This is a genomic window from Streptomyces sp. CT34, assembly GCF_000805335.1.
Lineage (GTDB): Bacteria > Actinomycetota > Actinomycetes > Streptomycetales > Streptomycetaceae > Streptomyces.
This window is the reverse complement of the sequence record NZ_KN708638.1, coordinates 1,599,483-1,614,654: the sequence shown is the minus strand read 5'-3', so window position 1 is coordinate 1,614,654 and position 15,172 is coordinate 1,599,483. Positions and strand designations below refer to the sequence as shown.

Below are 15,172 nucleotides of genomic sequence, written 5' to 3'. Positions count from 1 at the left end.
GGTCCGGCGACCCCGCCGGGCCCCCCGCCGCGCCCCCGCAAGGAACCGCCCGCCGCGCCCCCGCCCCCCACCACCCGGCCCGCGTCCTTCCGCGACACCGCCGCCTTCCACCTCGCCCACAGCGAGGCCCTGTGGAGCGAGCCCCGCGACCGTGCCCCCGGCACCCCGCCGCCCCCGGACCGCGGCAGGGCGCGGCAGCGCTCCGGGCCGCCAACGCCCGCCGCGTCCACCGCAGTCGGCGCCACCCCGGCCGCCGCCCCGCGCCGCCCGTTCCCCGGCCTCGCCGGCCGCCGCCCCACCCCCCGGAGCCTCGCCGCCGCGGCCTGCCTGGTCCTCGGCGTCGGCCTGCTCGGCGGCGCCGCGGCCGGCAGCTGGCTCACCGACGACACCGGCAGCGGCACCCCGAACCCCGACACCGCCTTCGCCAGGGGCCAGGACGCCTGGCACAACGCCCCCGTCGACCGCCTCTTCCCGCGCGTCGTCGACGGCCTGGGCGTCGGCCCCGGAGGCGCCGACCGGCAGTGGACCCGGATCGCCGTCGCCCCCGACACCGACTGCTCCGCCGACTACGAGGGCCGGCTCGCCACGGAGCTCGCCCCGGCCGGCTGCGCCCGGCTGCTGCGCGCCACCTACGTGGACGCCACCCGCACCAGCGTCATCACCGTCGGCGCCCAGACCACCCGCGCCGACCGGCCCGGCATGATGGACCTCAACGCCCGCTTCAGCACCCACAACCTGGCCACCCGCGCGGACCTGATGCCGCTGCCGCTGGCCGCCAAGGGCACGCCCGCCGCGGACTTCGGCCCCGCCCAGCGCGCCAGCTGGACCATCCGCGTCCTCACCGACATCCCCGTCGTCGTCTACGCCGTCTCCGGCTTCGCCGACGGCCGCGAGATCACCGCACCGCAGCCCGCCGAGGCCGCCGCCCAGCCCGGCACCGCCACCACCCCCGGCGAGTCCGGCCTGGGTCACGACGCCAAGGACCTCGCCGACAAGGTCGAGACGACCTTCCGCACGGCTTCCGGAATCCCCGCCCAGCCCACGGAGGAAGCGCCGTGACCAAGGCCGTCCGGCGCGCCGCCGCCGTCGCGCTGACCTCCGCCGCACTGGCCGTACTGCCGTCCGTGCCCGCATGCGCCGACGCCATCCGGGCCCAGGAATGGGGCCTGCAGTCCATCCACGCCCAGGAAGCCTGGCAGACCACCAAGGGCGAGGGCGTCACCGTCGCCGTCCTGGACACCGGCGTCGACGGCAACCACCCCGACCTCGCGGGCCAGGTGCTGCCCACCAAGGACCTGATCGGCTTCGGCGCCGGACCGGGCGACGCCGCCTGGGCCGAGCACGGCACCGGTATGGCCAGCGTCATCGCCGGCCACGGCCACGGGGACGGCCACGGCGACGGCGTCCTGGGCGTCGCCCCGGCCGCCAGGATCCTCCCGGTCCGGGTGATCCTCGAAGACAGCGACCCGCAGCGCCGGCGCGCCCGCGACCGGAAGGCCGGTGCCCTCGCCGACGGCATCCGCTGGGCCGCCGACCACGGCGCCGACGTGATCAACATGTCCCTCGGCGACGACAGCGGGTCCGCCCACCCCGACCCCCGCGAGGACGCCGCCATCCAGTACGCCCTGGGCAAGGGCATCCCCGTCGTCGCCTCCGCCGGCAACGGCGGCGAGAAGGACAACCACGTCTCGTACCCCGCCGCCTACCCCGGCGTCATCACGGCCACCGCCGTCACGCACCTGGGCGCCCGCGCCTCCTTCTCCACCCGCCACTGGTACGCCACCGTCAGCGCCCCCGGCTACGACATCTTCATGGCCGACCACGGCACCGGCTACGTCTCCGGCTGGGGCACCAGCCCCGCCGCCGCCTTCGTCTCCGGTGCCGTCGCCCTGATCCGCTCCGCCCACCGCGACCTGAGCCCCGCACAGATCCGCCAACTGCTCACCTCCACCGCCCAGCAGCCCCCCAAGGGCGGCCGGAACGACGACTTCGGCGCCGGCCTCGTCGACCCCGCCGCCGCCCTGAAAGCCGCCGCAGACCTCGAACCCACCCCCGAGAAGCCCACCCCCGCCGGCTACGCCCACCGCTACTTCGGCCCCGGCCCCACCACCGACACCGCCGACGCCGCCCCCACCCACTGGCTCCCCTGGACCGCCGGCGGCACCGGCCTGGCCCTGGTGGCCGCCGCCTTCGTCATCCGGCGCACCCGCACCCGCGGCTGACGCGCGGCCGGCGCCCCGGCCGGCGGCGCCCCGCACCCCGGCCGATACGCTCGGCGACGTGCAGAAAAACATCCCCGACCCCGGTTTCGCCGACGACGACGGCTCCGCCGATCCGGCCCTGGCGGCGGCACTCGCGGCGTACGGCGCGGACCGCGGCGCCGAGCCCCGCGTGCTGAGCGCACTGGCCGGCGCCCGCGTCCTCGTCCCCGTCGTGGCCATCCTCGGCGAGGTCGAGACCGGCGCGGACGGCCTGCGCCGCGAGAAGTCCAGCGACATGGCCGTCCCCACCCTCACCGCCCCCGACGGCCGCCGAGCCCTCCCCGCCTTCACCTCCATGGAGACCCTCCAGCGGTGGCGGCCGGACGCCCGCCCGGTCGCCGTCCCGCTCAGGCAGGCGCTGCTGGCCGCCGCCCACGAGAAGGCCGACACCGTCGTCGTCGACCTGGCCGGCCCGGTCACCTACCAGCTCACCGGCCCCGCCCTGCGCGCCCTCGCCGAGGGCCGCACCACCGCCGACCCGCTCGCCGACCCCGCCGTCACCGGCGCGCTGCGCACCCTCCTCGCCGCCGAGCCCGCCGTCCTCCGCGCCCGCCTGGACCCGTCCGACGAGACCGACGGCACCCTCTCCCTGGGCCTCGCCCCGGACGCCGTCCCCGCCGAGGCCGCCCAGCGCCTCGCCCGGGCGCTCGCCGCCGACGAAACCCTCCGCGCCCGTCTCGTACGGGGCCTGGACCTGGCTCTGCTGCCGCCCGGTACGGAGGCCGCCGACCCGGCCGGAGAGCCGCTCTACCAGCGCTGATCCGCGCGCCGCCGCCGTGCCGCCGGTCCGTGCCCAACGGGCGCGGACGTCTCCCGCACCGCACAATGCGAGAAGAGCTCAAGATCCACGCGAGGAGAGCCCATGGAGACCACGGAGACCCGCCCGGTCGTATCCGAATTCCTCGGCACGCTGCTCCTGGTGTTCTTCGCCGTCGGCTCGGCAGTGCTGGCGGGCGAGTACATCGGCAGCTTCGGCATCGCCCTGACCTTCGGTTTCGTCATGCTGGCGCTTGTCTACGCCCTCGGCCCGATCTCGGGCTGCCACATCAACCCCTCGGTGACGTTGGGCGCCCTGCTGGCCAAGCGCATCACCGTGCGTACCGCGGTCGAGTACTGGATCGCCCAGGTCCTGGGCGGCATCGTCGGCGCCGCCCTGCTCTTCCTGGTCGCCAAGCAGGTACCGGGGCTGCAGACCCACGCGGCCTTCGGGTCGAACGGCTGGGGCGACCGGTCGGCGGTGCACATCAACCTCGGCGGCGCGTTCGTCGCCGAGATCGTGATGACCTTCCTGTTCGTCTTCGTCGTGCTGGGGGCCACCCACAACAAGGCGGTGAAGGGCTTCGCCGGCCTGGCGATCGGTTTGGCCCTGGCCACCGTCCACCTCATCGGCGTCCCGCTGGACGGCACCGGGGTGAATCCGGCGCGCAGCATCGGCCCGGCCCTGTTCGCCGGCGGCGCGGCCATCACGCAGCTGTGGCTGTTCATCGTCGCGCCGTTGATCGGCGGCGCCCTGGCGGCCGTGGTGCACCAGGTCACGCACCCGCCCCAGGAGGAGGCCGCCCCTGAGAAGGCCGCCCCCGGCGAGTCCGCCCCCGACGAACCGGCCCCCGGCGATCGGGTCTGAGGCGCGGGCCCGGCCCCGTACGACGACGAGCCCCGGCCGGTGCGGCCGGGGCTCGTCGTCGGTGTGCGGGTGGGCCCGCCTCAGCCGTACACCGGCCCGGTGAACTTCTCGCCGGGGCCCTGACCGGGCTCGTCCGGCACCACCGACGCCTCGCGGAACGCCAGCTGGAGCGACTTCAGCCCGTCCCGCAGCGGCGCCGCGTGGTACGAGCCGATCTCGGTGGCGGCGGCGGTGACCAGCCCGGCCAGCGCGTGGATGAGCTTGCGGGCCTCGTCCAGGTCCTTGTGCGCCTCGCCGCCCTCGGCGAGCCCGAGGTTGACCGCCGCCGAGCTCATCAGGTGCACCGCGACGGTCGTGATCACCTCGACCGCCGGCACCTCCGCGATGTCGCGCGTCATGGCATCGAAGTCGGGCCGGGCCGTGTCGGTTGCGTCGTGTGCGTCCTGCCGCTGCTGGGGGGTCTGCTCGCTCATGTCCTGGGGCTTCACTTCCTGCTGAGGGGATCGCCCCCAGCCTAGGTCCCCGGCCCGCGGTCCCCGCGCGCGGGAGCGCCCGCGGCCGCCCGCGGCGCCGTCCCGGCGCTGCGGGCGCGGAGTGCGTCAGCACGGGAGTGGGGGTCACCCCTTGACTCGTGTATCCTGGTTGCTGCGACCGGCCGGACACCTATGTGACCGGCCCACAAGTGGAGGCTCCGATCTCCCACCCGAACCGACCTCACGGTCGGCGGGTCTTCGGTCCGGCTGCGCCCCGCGGAGATTTCGCGGCGGTGCTCCTGATCTATGTGGAGCCCCGCCTGTGTCCCGTCGGGGCATTTTTACGTGTACCGCGCGGTTGGTCACACCGAACAGACGTTACGCGGCAGTCCGCCAGGCCGTCGCGTGGTGCTACCGAGGAGGATCCATCAGCGCCGAGCCCCGCATCAACGACCGGATTCGCGTCCCTGAGGTGCGACTCGTCGGTCCCAGTGGCGAGCAGGTCGGCATTGTGCCGCTTGCCAAGGCCCTGGAGCTTGCGCAGGAGTACGACCTCGACCTGGTCGAGGTGGCGGCGAACGCCCGTCCGCCGGTCTGCAAGCTCATGGACTACGGAAAGTTCAAGTACGAGTCGGCCATGAAGGCCCGTGAGGCGCGCAAGAACCAGGCGCACACGGTCATCAAGGAGATGAAGCTCCGGCCGAAGATCGACCCGCACGACTACGACACCAAGAAGGGTCACGTCGTCCGGTTCCTCAAGCAGGGTGACAAGGTCAAGATCACGATCATGTTCCGTGGTCGCGAGCAGTCCCGGCCGGAGCTGGGTTTCCGGCTGCTGCAGCGGCTCGCGGAGGACGTCCAGGAGCTCGGCTTCATCGAGTCGAACCCGAAGCAGGACGGCCGGAACATGATCATGGTCCTCGGTCCGCACAAGAAGAAGACCGAGGCGATGGCCGAGGCCCGCGAGGCGCAGGCCGCCCGCAAGGCGACGCGCCAGGGTGCGGCTCCTGCTGAGCCCGCCGAGGAGCACGCCGAGGCGTGATCCCTGGGCGAGCGCCCCGGATTCAGGCCGGGGCACCCGCCCCGGACACAACCGATACATCTGACGCTCCCGCGTACCGGCCCGCGCCGGTGGGAGCGCCACTGACGAGGAGAGTACGGCGCATGCCGAAGAACAAGACGCACAGCGGTGCCAGCAAGCGCTTCAAGGTCACTGGCTCCGGCAAGGTGCTGCGCGAGCGCGCAGGCAAGCGCCACCTGCTCGAGCACAAGTCGTCCCGCGTGACGCGTCGCCTCACCGGCAACGCCGAGATGGCCCCGGGCGACGCCGCGAAGATCAAGAAGCTTCTCGGCAAGTGAGCCGGGGCACCCCGCCGCGCGGGCGGGGTGCGCCGACCGGACCGGGACCCACGTCGATTCGGGCCGTGTGAGGAACAACCACGGCCCCGCTACAAGGAGTTAACAAGTGGCACGCGTCAAGCGGGCAGTCAACGCCCACAAGAAGCGCCGGGCGATCCTCGAGCAGGCCAGCGGCTACCGCGGCCAGCGCTCCCGCCTCTACCGCAAGGCCAAGGAGCAGGTCACCCACTCCTTCGTCTACAACTACAACGACCGCAAGAAGCGCAAGGGCGACTTCCGTCAGCTGTGGATCCAGCGCATCAACGCCGCTGCCCGCGCCAACGGCATGACCTACAACCGCTTCATCCAGGGTCTGAAGGCCGCCAACATCGAGGTGGACCGCAAGATCCTCGCCGAGCTCGCGGTCAATGACCAGAACGCGTTCGCCGCGCTGGTCGAGGCCGCGCAGAAGGCGCTGCCGAGCGACGTCAACGCCCCGAAGGCCGCCTGAATTTCGGCCCGACGGCGTTGACGGCGCCGACAGCGATGTGCTGTCGCGATGCGCGCCGTGCGACGACGTTGTGAGAGCGGACCCGCAGGCCCCGGCCTGCGGGTCCGCCGCTTTTCCGGCCCCGCCGCCCCGGAGCGGGGCCCACGCACCGAACGAAAGAAGCGAGCCGCCGCCCATGGGCACCCCCGAGCTGATCTCCCCGCGCTCCCCGCGTGTCTCCGCCGCCCGGCGGCTGGCCCGCCGCCACTTCCGCGGCAAGGAACGCCGGTTCATCGCCGAGGGCCCGCAGGCCGTACGGGAGGCCATCGCGCACCGTACGGACGGTGCGCCCACCCTCCTGGAGCTGTTCGCCACCGTCGAGGCCGCCGAGCGGCACGCGGAGATCGTCGCAGCGGCCCACGCGGCCGGCGTGCGGGTGCACTTCGCCGACGACCGGACTGTCGCGGACATCTCGCAGACCGTCACCCCGCAGGGCCTGCTGGGCGTCTGCCGGTTCCTGGACTCGCCGTTCGAGGAGATCCTGGCCGCCCGCCCGCAGCTGGTCGCGGTGCTGGCGAACGTCCGCGACCCCGGGAACGCCGGGACGGTGCTGCGCTGCGCGGACGCCGCGGGCGCCGACGCGGTGGTGCTCACCGACGCCTCCGTGGACCTGTACAACCCCAAGTCCGTGCGGGCGTCGGTCGGTTCGCTCTTCCACCTGCCGGTCGCGGTCGGCGTGCCGGTGGAGCAGGTGGTCGGCGGGCTCAAGGGCGCCGGGGTGCGGATCGTGGCCGCCGACGGCGCGGGCGAGTGCGACCTGGACGCCGAGCTGGACGCGGGGTCCATGGGCGGGCCGACGGCCTGGGTCTTCGGCAACGAGGCGTGGGGGCTGCCGGCGGAGACCCGCGCGCTGGCCGACGCCGTGGTGCGGGTGCCCATCCACGGCAGGGCCGAGAGCCTCAACCTGGCGACGGCCGCCGCGGTGTGCCTCTACGCCTCCGCGCGCGCCCAGCGCGGTCGCGGCGGCTGCCGCGCGGTGTCACCCGCCTGAGGGGCGTACCCGCGTTCTCGCCGGTGCGTCCGAGCCGAGCTAGTAGTCTTGCCAGCTCCGGCCCGGAAGGGGGTAAATCGGGGATGACGATGCGGACTTCGGCCATCACAGCCGCCGCTGGCGGGTGCCCGTCCGACGGCCCCGGAGGCGCGCCGGCCACCGCCGGGCAGCCGCTCGGCGACGGCCTCGGGCTCGGCCCCGACGACCTCCCCGACGGCCTGGTCGTCGCCGACGAGCGGGGCCGGGTGATCTGCTTCAACGCCGCCGCAGCGCGGATCACCGGTATCGACCCCTCGGACGCGCTCGGCCGCCCCGTCGACCGCGCCCTGCCGCTCCAGGACATCGAGGGCCGCCGCTGGTGGCGGCTGACCGATCCGTACGGCGGGCTGGCCATCCGCCGCGGCCAGCCCGAGCGCAATCTGCTGCTCGGGGGCCGCGAGGTGCTGGTCTCCGCCCGCTACGTCCGCAGCGCGCCCACCGGTCCCGTACGGCGGCTGGTGATCGCGCTGCGCGGCACCGAGGCCCGGCGGCGCACGGAGCTGAGCCATGCCGAGCTGATCGCCACCGTCGCCCATGAGCTGCGCTCGCCGCTGACCTCCGTCAAGGGGTTCACCGCCACCCTCCTCCAGAAGTGGGAGCGTTTCACCGACGACCAGAAACGGCTGATGCTGGAGACGGTGGACGCCGACGCCAACCGCGTCACCCGGCTGATCGCCGAGCTGCTGGACATCTCCCGGATCGACTCCGGGCGCCTGGAGGTCCGCCGGCAGCGGGTCGACATGATCGCCGCGGTCCGCCGGCATGTGCAGGCGCAGACCACCGCGGGCCAGCGGCCGGACCGCTTCCTTATCCGGATGATGGAGCCGCTGCCCGATCTGTGGGCAGACCCGGACAAGGTGGACCAGGTGCTGGGCAACCTGCTGGAAAATGCGGTGCGTCACGGCGAGGGAACCGTCACCATCGAGGTCGGACCGGTATCGGACGAGACCAGCGACGCGACCAGCATGGAGGGGACGAGCGTCACCGTGAGCGACGAGGGCCCCGGCATCCCGGAGGAGTCGATGAGCCGCGTCTTCACCCGCTTCTGGCGGGGCAGCAAGCGCGGCGGCACCGGCCTGGGCCTCTACATCGTCAAGGGCATCGTCGAGGCGCACGGCGGGACGATCACGGTCGGCCGGGCGCCGGCCGGCGGCGCGGAATTCCGATTTAGCCTGCCCGTCGCGGCCCCGGCATTCATGACCTGAGGGACGGCGGCGGGCGCCCCGCACCCGGGGGCGGGCAGGCCGCAGGCGGCCCGACCCTTAGACTTGACCTTTGGCACCTTTGGCGCACAGGCATCGCGGGCACACGCGGGCAGCCACGCCAAGCCAGTCCACCGGAAGCACGGGAAGAGATGTCCGCACCCAATAAGTCGTACGACCCTGTCGAGGTCGAAGCCCTGAAACCGGAAGAAATCGCCCGGCGGGTGGACGAGGCGCTGACCGCCATCGCCGCCGCGGCCGATCTGGAGGCGCTGCGCGAGGTGAAGGTCGCGCACGCCGGCGACCGTTCGCCGCTCGCCCTCGCCAACCGCGAGATCGGCGCCCTGCCCCCGCACGCCAAGGCGGACGCGGGCAAGCGCGTCGGCCAGGCCCGCGGCCGGGTGGGCCAGGCGCTCAAGGCCCGCCAGGAGGAGCTGGAGGCGGAGCGCGACGCGCGGGTGCTCGTCGAGGAGGCGGTGGACGTCACGCTGCCCTACGACCGGACCCCGGCCGGCGCCCGGCACCCGCTGACCACCTTCATGGAGCGGGTCGCGGACGTCTTCGTGGCGATGGGCTACGAGGTCGCCGAGGGCCCCGAGGTCGAGGCCGAGTGGTTCAACTTCGACGCGCTGAACTTCGTGCCGGACCACCCGGCGCGCCAGATGCAGGACACCTTCTTCGTGCGGGGCAACGGCACCGAGGGCGATTCCGACAGCGGCTCCGCCGCGGGTGAGTCGGGTGTCGTGCTGCGGACCCACACCTCGCCGGTGCAGGCCCGTACGCTCGTCGACCGCGAGCCGCCGGTCTACGTCGTCTGCCCGGGGCGGGTCTACCGCACCGACGAGCTGGACGCCACGCACTCCCCGGTCTTCCACCAGATCGAGCTGCTCGCCGTCGACGAGGGCCTGACCATGGCGGACCTCAAGGGCACCCTGGACCACATGGTCCGGGCGCTGTTCGGCCCGGACATGAAGACCCGGCTGCGGCCCAACTACTTCCCGTTCACCGAGCCGTCCGCCGAGATGGACATGGTCTGCTACGTGTGCCGTGGCGAGTCCGTGGGCAACCCCGACCGGCCGTGCCGTACCTGCTCCAGCGAAGGCTGGATCGAGCTGGGCGGCTGCGGCATGGTCAACCCCAAGGTGCTCATCGCCTGCGGTGTCGACCCCGAGAAGTACAGCGGCTTCGCCTTCGGGTTCGGGATCGACCGGATGCTGATGTTCCGGCACAACGTGGAAGACATGCGCGACATGTTCGAGGGCGACGTCCGGTTCACCCGGCCGTTCGGGATGGAGATCTGATGCGGGTCCCGCTTTCTTGGCTGCGGGAGTACGTCGACCTGCCGGCGGCGACGACCGGGCGCGACGTACAGGAGAAGCTCATCGCGGTCGGCCTGGAGGTCGAGACCGTCGAGCGGCTGGGCGACGGCCTCAAGGGCCCGCTCGTGGTCGGCCAGGTGCTGACCATCGAGGAGCTGGAGGGCTTCAAGAAGCCGATCCGCTTCTGCACCGTGGACGTCGGCGACGCCAACGGCACCGGCGAGCCCCAGGAAATCGTCTGCGGCGCGCGGAACTTCGCGGTCGGGGACAAGGTCGTGGTCGTGCTCCCCGGTGCCGTGCTGCCCGGCGACTTCAAGATCGCGGCGCGCAAGACGTACGGCCGGACGTCGCACGGCATGATCTGCTCGGGCGACGAGCTGGGCATGGGCGACGACGGCAGCGGCGGCATCATCGTGCTGCCGCCCGAGTACGAGGTGGGCAGCGACGCGATCGAGCTGCTGGAGCTCGTCGACGAGGTGCTGGACATCGCCGTCACGCCGGACCGCGGCTACTGCCTGTCGATGCGCGGCGTGGCCCGGGAGACGGCCACCTCGTTCGGGCTGCCGCTGCGCGACCCGGCGCTGCTGGACGTGCCGCCGCCGAACGCGGGCGGCTACCCGGTCAAGGTCGCCGACCCGATCGGCTGCAGCCGCTTCACCGCCCGTACGGTGACCGGCCTGGAGCCCGAGGCGCGCACCCCGATCTGGCTGCAGCGGCGGCTCCAGAAGGCCGGCATGCGCCCGGTCTCGCTGGCCGTCGACGTCACCAACTACGTGATGCTGGAGCTCGGCCAGCCGCTGCACGCCTACGACCGGCAGACCGTGGACGGGCCGATCGGGGTCCGCCGGGCCGCCCCCGGCGAGCAGCTGACCACGCTGGACGGCACCAAGCGGGTGCTGGACGGCGAGGACCTGGTCATCACCGACAACCGCGGGCCGATCGGCCTGGCGGGTGTGATGGGCGGCGCCAACACCGAGATCGCGGCGCCGGTCGCCGATCCGGAGTCCGGGCGGCTGCGCGGGACCACCGATGTGGTGATCGAGGCCGCGCACTTCGACGCGATCTCCATCGCCCGTACGGCGCGGCGGCACAAGCTGTCCTCCGAGGCGGCCAAGCGCTTCGAGCGCGGGGTGGACCCGGAGGCGGCGTCCGCGGCGGCGCAGCGGACCGTGGACCTGCTGGTGCTGCTCGCCGGCGGTACCGCCGAGGAGGGCGTGACGGAGATCGTCTCGCCCCGCGGGCCGCGGACGATCACGATCCCGGCGGACCACCCGGACAAGGTCGCGGGCGTCGTCTACGGCCGCGAGACCGTGGTACGCCGCCTTCAGCAGGTGGGCTGCGACGTCTACGGGCAGGACGAGCTGGTCGTGACGGTGCCGTCGTGGCGGCCGGATCTGAGCGACCCGAACGACCTGGCGGAAGAGGTCATCCGGCTGGAGGGCTACGAGAACCTGCCCTCCACTCTGCCGCTGCCGCCCGCCGGCCGCGGACTGACGGAGCGTCAGCGGCTGTACCGGCGGGTCGGTCGGGCGCTGGCCGGCGCCGGGTACGTCGAGACGCTGAACTACCCGTTCATCGGCTCCGCGGTCCTCGACCAGCTGGGCATCGAGGCGGACGACCCGCGGCGGGACGCGGTGACGCTGGTGAACCCGCTGTCGGACGAGGAGCCCGACCTCCGTACGACCCTGGTCCCGGGGCTGCTGGGCGCGCTGCGCCGCAACTTCGGCCGCGGCACGCACGATCTGGCGCTCTTCGAGACCGGTCCGGTGTTCCGGGCGACCGGCGAGGAGAAGCCGGCCCGCCGGCTGGTCGTCGACCGGCGGCCGACCGACGACGAGATCGCCTCGCTGGACGCGTCGCTGCCGCAGCAGCCGCGGCGGGCCGCCGTGGTGCTCGCCGGAGCGCGGGAGCAGGCCGGCTGGTGGGGTTCCGGGTACCCGGCGGGCTGGGCGGATGCCGTCGAGGCCGGGCGGACCGTCGCCCGTGAGGCCGGTGTCGAGCTGATCGTCCGCCAGGACCAGCACGCCCCCTGGCACCCCGGGCGCTGTGCGGCGCTGCTCGCGGTGGCCGACGGCGAGGAGATCCTCGTCGGCAACGCCGGTGAGCTGCACCCGCGGGTCATCAAGGCGCTGGGCCTGCCGGAGCGGACCAGTGCGATGGAGATCGACCTGGACCGGCTGGAGCGGGCGGCCTCGGGCGCCCTGAAGGCGCCGCGGGTCTCCACGTTTCCGGTCGCCACGCAGGATGTCGCGCTGGTGGTCGACGCCGCGGTGCCGGCGGCGGACGTCGAGGCCGCGCTGCGGGACGGCGCGGGTGCGCTGCTGGAGTCGCTGCGGCTGTTCGACGTCTTCACCGGTGAGCAGGTGGGCGCCGGGAAGAAGTCGCTGGCGTATGCGCTGCGGTTCCGGGCGGAGGACCGGACGCTGACGGCCGAGGAGGCTTCGGCGGCTCGCGATGCGGCGGTCGCGGTTGCGGTCGAGCGGGTGGGGGCGGTGTTGCGGGGCTGATGCCCTTGGCCTCCGGCTCTGTCGGCTCGTTCGGGCCCCTGTCCACGGTTTCTGGGCGGGGGCCTGTTCGTTGGTGTGCGGCTCGGCGCTGTCTGTTCGTTGGTGCTCGGCCGGCGCTGTTTTCGCCTGCGGCCGGTGGGTGGGGTCGGAGGGGCTGCCCCGGGGTACGTCCTCGGTGCGGGCGCATCTGGTACGTAGATGACGAATGCCCCGGCGTTTGCTCCAGATCCTGCGGGCGCACCAGGGGACATCCCCTCCGACCCGGCGCCGTGGGCGGCATTCCCGCCGTGCTCATGCGGGTCCCGGCGGTTGGCGGTTTCGGTGTCCGGTTCACACGGGGTGTGAACTCGCCCTGATTACGCTGGACTTACGGAGTCGTCACGTCCTTGGGGGCACGGTATGGAGCCCAACACGCTGCTCGACGCGATCCTGGACGAGGCCGGTATCTCGCATGCCGGGCTCGCGGCGCGGATCAACCAGCTGGGGCGGCGGCGAGGACTGGCGCTGCGGTACGAACACACCGCGGTGGCGCGGTGGTTGAAGGGGCAGCGTCCGCGGGGGCAGGTGCCCGATCTGATCTGCGAGATTCTGGGCGAGCGGCTGCGCCGGCCGGTGGGCCTGGACGACATCGGGCTGAGTCGGCCGGGGACGCGGCGGGCTTCGGAGACGCCGCTGTCGGGGTTCGTGGAGCGGGCCACCGCGCTGTGGCGGTCCGACGAGCAGCAGCGGCCCCATGTGCTGGCGGCTCCGGCGCTGACGGGGACCTCGGCGGTCATTCCCGTATGGGAGTGGGAGAACCCGCCGGAGGACTTCGACGTGTCGCGCGACGGGCTGACCCGGGTCGGGATGGCCGACATCGAGATGCTGCGGGCGGCGCGGACCCACTACGAGCAGATGTACCGGAAGGCGGGTGGTATCGCTACCAGAGCACGCATCGTGGGATTCCTCAACACCGAGGCGGCGCCGCTGCTGCGGGGCAGCTACAGCGATGCGACGGGACGTCAGCTGCACCGGGCGACCGGTGGACTGGTCGCCGTCGCGGGAATCTGCGCGTACGACTCGGACGCTCTCGGGCTGGCCCAGCGCTACTTCCATCAGGCGTTGCGGCTGGCCAAGGCCAGCGGGGACCGCGGCCTCGGCGCGTATGTGATCGCGCTGCTGGTCAACCAGTCCCTCTTCGTACGGGAGTACCGCCAGGCGGTCGCCTTCGCGGAGGCGGCGTTGCGGGCCGCGGGTCCGCAGATCACTCCGGCGCTCTCCGCGGATCTCTACGCGATGCAGGCCAAGTCGTATGCCCGGCTGGGGGACGGGGCCAGTGCGCTGGCCTGCATCCGGCGGGCCGAGGCGGCCGCGGAACGGATCCGGCCGGGGCTCGAACCGGACGAGACGGGCTATGTCCAGCCCGGCCTGGTGAACGTACAAGTGGCGGAGGCGCTGCTCAGCCTCGGTGACCTGCGGGCCGCACGGGAGCAGGCGGACGCCGCCGTGGACACCCCCGCACATGACCGCGGCCGGGTACACCGGCTGGCCATGCTCACTCATATCGAGCTGCGCCAAGGGGATGCGGACCGGGCCGTGGCCAATGCCGCGCAGATGACCGAGCGGGCTCGGGGCATGGAGTCGCAGCGGTTGCGGGACCGGCTGCGGGCGGTGCGCGAGCATCTGGCGGAGACCGGGAGCTCCGCGACGGACGAGGCTGCCGATCTCATCGACGAGGTGCTGCGCGTTCCGCTGTGACCGGGCTCGTGTCACCTTGCCGGCCCAACAGCGGAAGGTGGCAGTTACGTGCGTTGGAACAACCTCAGCGAAAAGCCCGTCTACGCGAATCCCTGGTTCCGGGTCAACCTGGCCGATGTGGAGCTACCCGACGGCCGTCATCTGGATCACTTCGTGATCCGCATGCGGCCGGTGGCGGTCGCCACCGTGGTCAACGAGGCCAATGAGGTGCTGCTGCTGTGGCGGCACCGGTTCATCACCGACAGCTGGGGCTGGGAGCTGGCCGCCGGTGTCGTCGAGGACGGGGAGGACGTGGCGGCGGCAGCCGCGCGGGAGATGGAGGAGGAGACCGGGTGGCGACCCGGGCCCCTCCACCACCTCCTTTCGGTGGAGCCGTCCAACGGCCTCACCGACGCGCGGCACCACATCTACTGGTCCGACGAGGCCGAGTACGTCGGCTCGCCGCAGGACGACTTCGAGTCGGACCGGCGGGAGTGGGTGTCCCTCAAGCTGGTGCCCGACATGGTGGGGAGGGGAGAGGTGCCGGCCGCGAATATGGCCGCCGCACTACTGATGCTCCACCACATCCGCCTGGGATGAGGGTAGTTGAATACCGCATCCTCCTCAGTGTCCGGTTGCCTGCCACAGGGTGACCACCAGTGCCGCGAGCCCCGTGAGCGCGGCGACCGAGGGTAGCGGCCAGCGGCCACTCTCCAACCGCGTGACGCGGGCCTGCAGTTCGTCCGCGTCACGCGTGGTCTGCTCGGATCGCTGTGCCTGGAGCGCGAGTTGGCCGTCGACCTTGGCGGTGCGTACGTCGAGTAGACGCCTCAGCTCCGCTAAGTCGGCGGCGATCAGGTCGGGTTCCCGGTGGGCGGTCACGGTCCGCTCCTCTTTCCTTCTTCTGGTGACGGTCGGTTCAGTTGCACCTACCAGTCAACTGCGCTGCGGCGGAAGGCGGGAGTGTGTGCGGAGGGGATATCCGGGTCACCGATTCACACCCCGTGTGAGGTGACGGAGCGTGAGCGGTTCGCACGGGGTGTGAAGCGCGCGCACCGAGATGGCGCGTTCACACTCTGTTGCGAACGGCGGCAAGGGAGTTGACTCGTCATCACGGGGGCCGGCGCCGGCGGTCGGGCGCCCGCCGGCCGG

At 73.0% G+C, this 15,172-nt stretch carries 15 protein-coding genes; 13 read left to right on the top strand and 2 right to left on the bottom strand.

Going from position 1 to position 15,172, the window contains the following annotated elements; genetic code table 11:
* The 4 genes from RZ84_RS07225 to RZ84_RS07210 all read left to right on the top strand — a co-directional run.
* Positions 1–1,059, top strand: a 1,059-nt coding sequence (locus RZ84_RS07225; RefSeq protein WP_241777612.1) for a hypothetical protein, incomplete at its 5' end; no start/stop codon positions are given.
* Positions 1,056–2,222, top strand: coding sequence for a type VII secretion-associated serine protease mycosin (gene mycP / locus RZ84_RS07220; protein ID WP_043263594.1), 1,167 nt, complete (start codon positions 1,056–1,058; stop codon positions 2,220–2,222). The genes RZ84_RS07225 and mycP, both read left to right, overlap by 4 nt.
* Before the next feature lie 58 nt (positions 2,223–2,280).
* Positions 2,281–3,021 carry an SseB family protein gene (locus RZ84_RS07215; protein ID WP_043263593.1) on the top strand — a complete coding sequence of 247 codons (741 nt, stop codon included), beginning with the start codon at positions 2,281–2,283 and terminating at the stop codon, positions 3,019–3,021.
* Between the two features lie 102 nt (positions 3,022–3,123).
* Positions 3,124–3,885, top strand: coding sequence for an MIP family channel protein (locus tag RZ84_RS07210; RefSeq protein ID WP_043263592.1), 762 nt, complete (start codon positions 3,124–3,126; stop codon positions 3,883–3,885).
* A gap of 80 nt (positions 3,886–3,965) precedes the next feature.
* Here RZ84_RS07210 and RZ84_RS07205 read toward each other — a convergent pair whose 3' ends face one another.
* Positions 3,966–4,358, bottom strand: a complete 393-nt coding sequence (locus tag RZ84_RS07205) for a DUF1844 domain-containing protein (protein WP_043263591.1) — start codon at positions 4,356–4,358, stop codon at positions 3,966–3,968.
* 358 nt (positions 4,359–4,716) lie between these two features.
* Between RZ84_RS07205 and infC the strand changes: the two genes are divergently transcribed.
* The 9 genes from infC (at position 4,717) to RZ84_RS07160 (ending at position 14,620) form a co-directional block, all read left to right on the top strand.
* Entirely contained in the window at positions 4,717–5,400 is a 684-nt protein-coding gene (gene infC / locus RZ84_RS07200; protein WP_078893617.1) for a translation initiation factor IF-3, read from the top strand.
* Between the two features lie 122 nt (positions 5,401–5,522).
* Positions 5,523–5,717: a 50S ribosomal protein L35 gene (rpmI, locus tag RZ84_RS07195; protein ID WP_016576627.1), complete on the top strand. Its 195-nt coding sequence runs from the start codon at positions 5,523–5,525 to the stop codon at positions 5,715–5,717.
* Between the two features lie 106 nt (positions 5,718–5,823).
* Positions 5,824–6,207 carry a 50S ribosomal protein L20 gene (gene rplT / locus RZ84_RS07190; RefSeq protein WP_043263589.1) on the top strand — a complete coding sequence of 128 codons (384 nt, stop codon included), beginning with the start codon at positions 5,824–5,826 and terminating at the stop codon, positions 6,205–6,207.
* A gap of 175 nt (positions 6,208–6,382) precedes the next feature.
* Complete coding sequence (locus RZ84_RS07185; RefSeq protein WP_043263588.1) at positions 6,383–7,237, top strand: TrmH family RNA methyltransferase; 855 nt, start codon at positions 6,383–6,385, stop codon at positions 7,235–7,237.
* A gap of 83 nt (positions 7,238–7,320) precedes the next feature.
* Positions 7,321–8,481: a sensor histidine kinase gene (locus RZ84_RS07180; protein WP_043263587.1), complete on the top strand. Its 1,161-nt coding sequence runs from the start codon at positions 7,321–7,323 to the stop codon at positions 8,479–8,481.
* Positions 8,482–8,630: 149 nt separating this feature from the next.
* Positions 8,631–9,779 carry a phenylalanine--tRNA ligase subunit alpha gene (gene pheS, locus RZ84_RS07175; RefSeq protein WP_043263586.1) on the top strand — a complete coding sequence of 383 codons (1,149 nt, stop codon included), beginning with the start codon at positions 8,631–8,633 and terminating at the stop codon, positions 9,777–9,779.
* Complete coding sequence (pheT, locus tag RZ84_RS07170; RefSeq protein WP_043263585.1) at positions 9,779–12,304, top strand: phenylalanine--tRNA ligase subunit beta; 2,526 nt, start codon at positions 9,779–9,781, stop codon at positions 12,302–12,304. The genes pheS and pheT overlap by 1 nt, the downstream gene beginning before the upstream one ends.
* 399 nt (positions 12,305–12,703) lie before the next feature.
* Positions 12,704–14,041, top strand: a complete 1,338-nt coding sequence (locus tag RZ84_RS07165) for a hypothetical protein (protein ID WP_043263584.1) — start codon at positions 12,704–12,706, stop codon at positions 14,039–14,041.
* A gap of 48 nt (positions 14,042–14,089) precedes the next feature.
* On the top strand, positions 14,090–14,620 hold the full coding sequence (locus tag RZ84_RS07160; RefSeq protein ID WP_043263583.1) for an NUDIX domain-containing protein: 531 nt from the start codon (positions 14,090–14,092) through the stop codon (positions 14,618–14,620).
* Positions 14,621–14,644: 24 nt separating this feature from the next.
* Here RZ84_RS07160 and RZ84_RS07155 read toward each other — a convergent pair whose 3' ends face one another.
* The gene (locus RZ84_RS07155) at positions 14,645–14,902 is read right to left on the bottom strand and encodes a hypothetical protein (protein ID WP_043263582.1); all 258 of its coding nucleotides are present in this window, start codon (positions 14,900–14,902) and stop codon (positions 14,645–14,647) included.
* Positions 14,903–15,172: the final 270 nt, after the last annotated feature.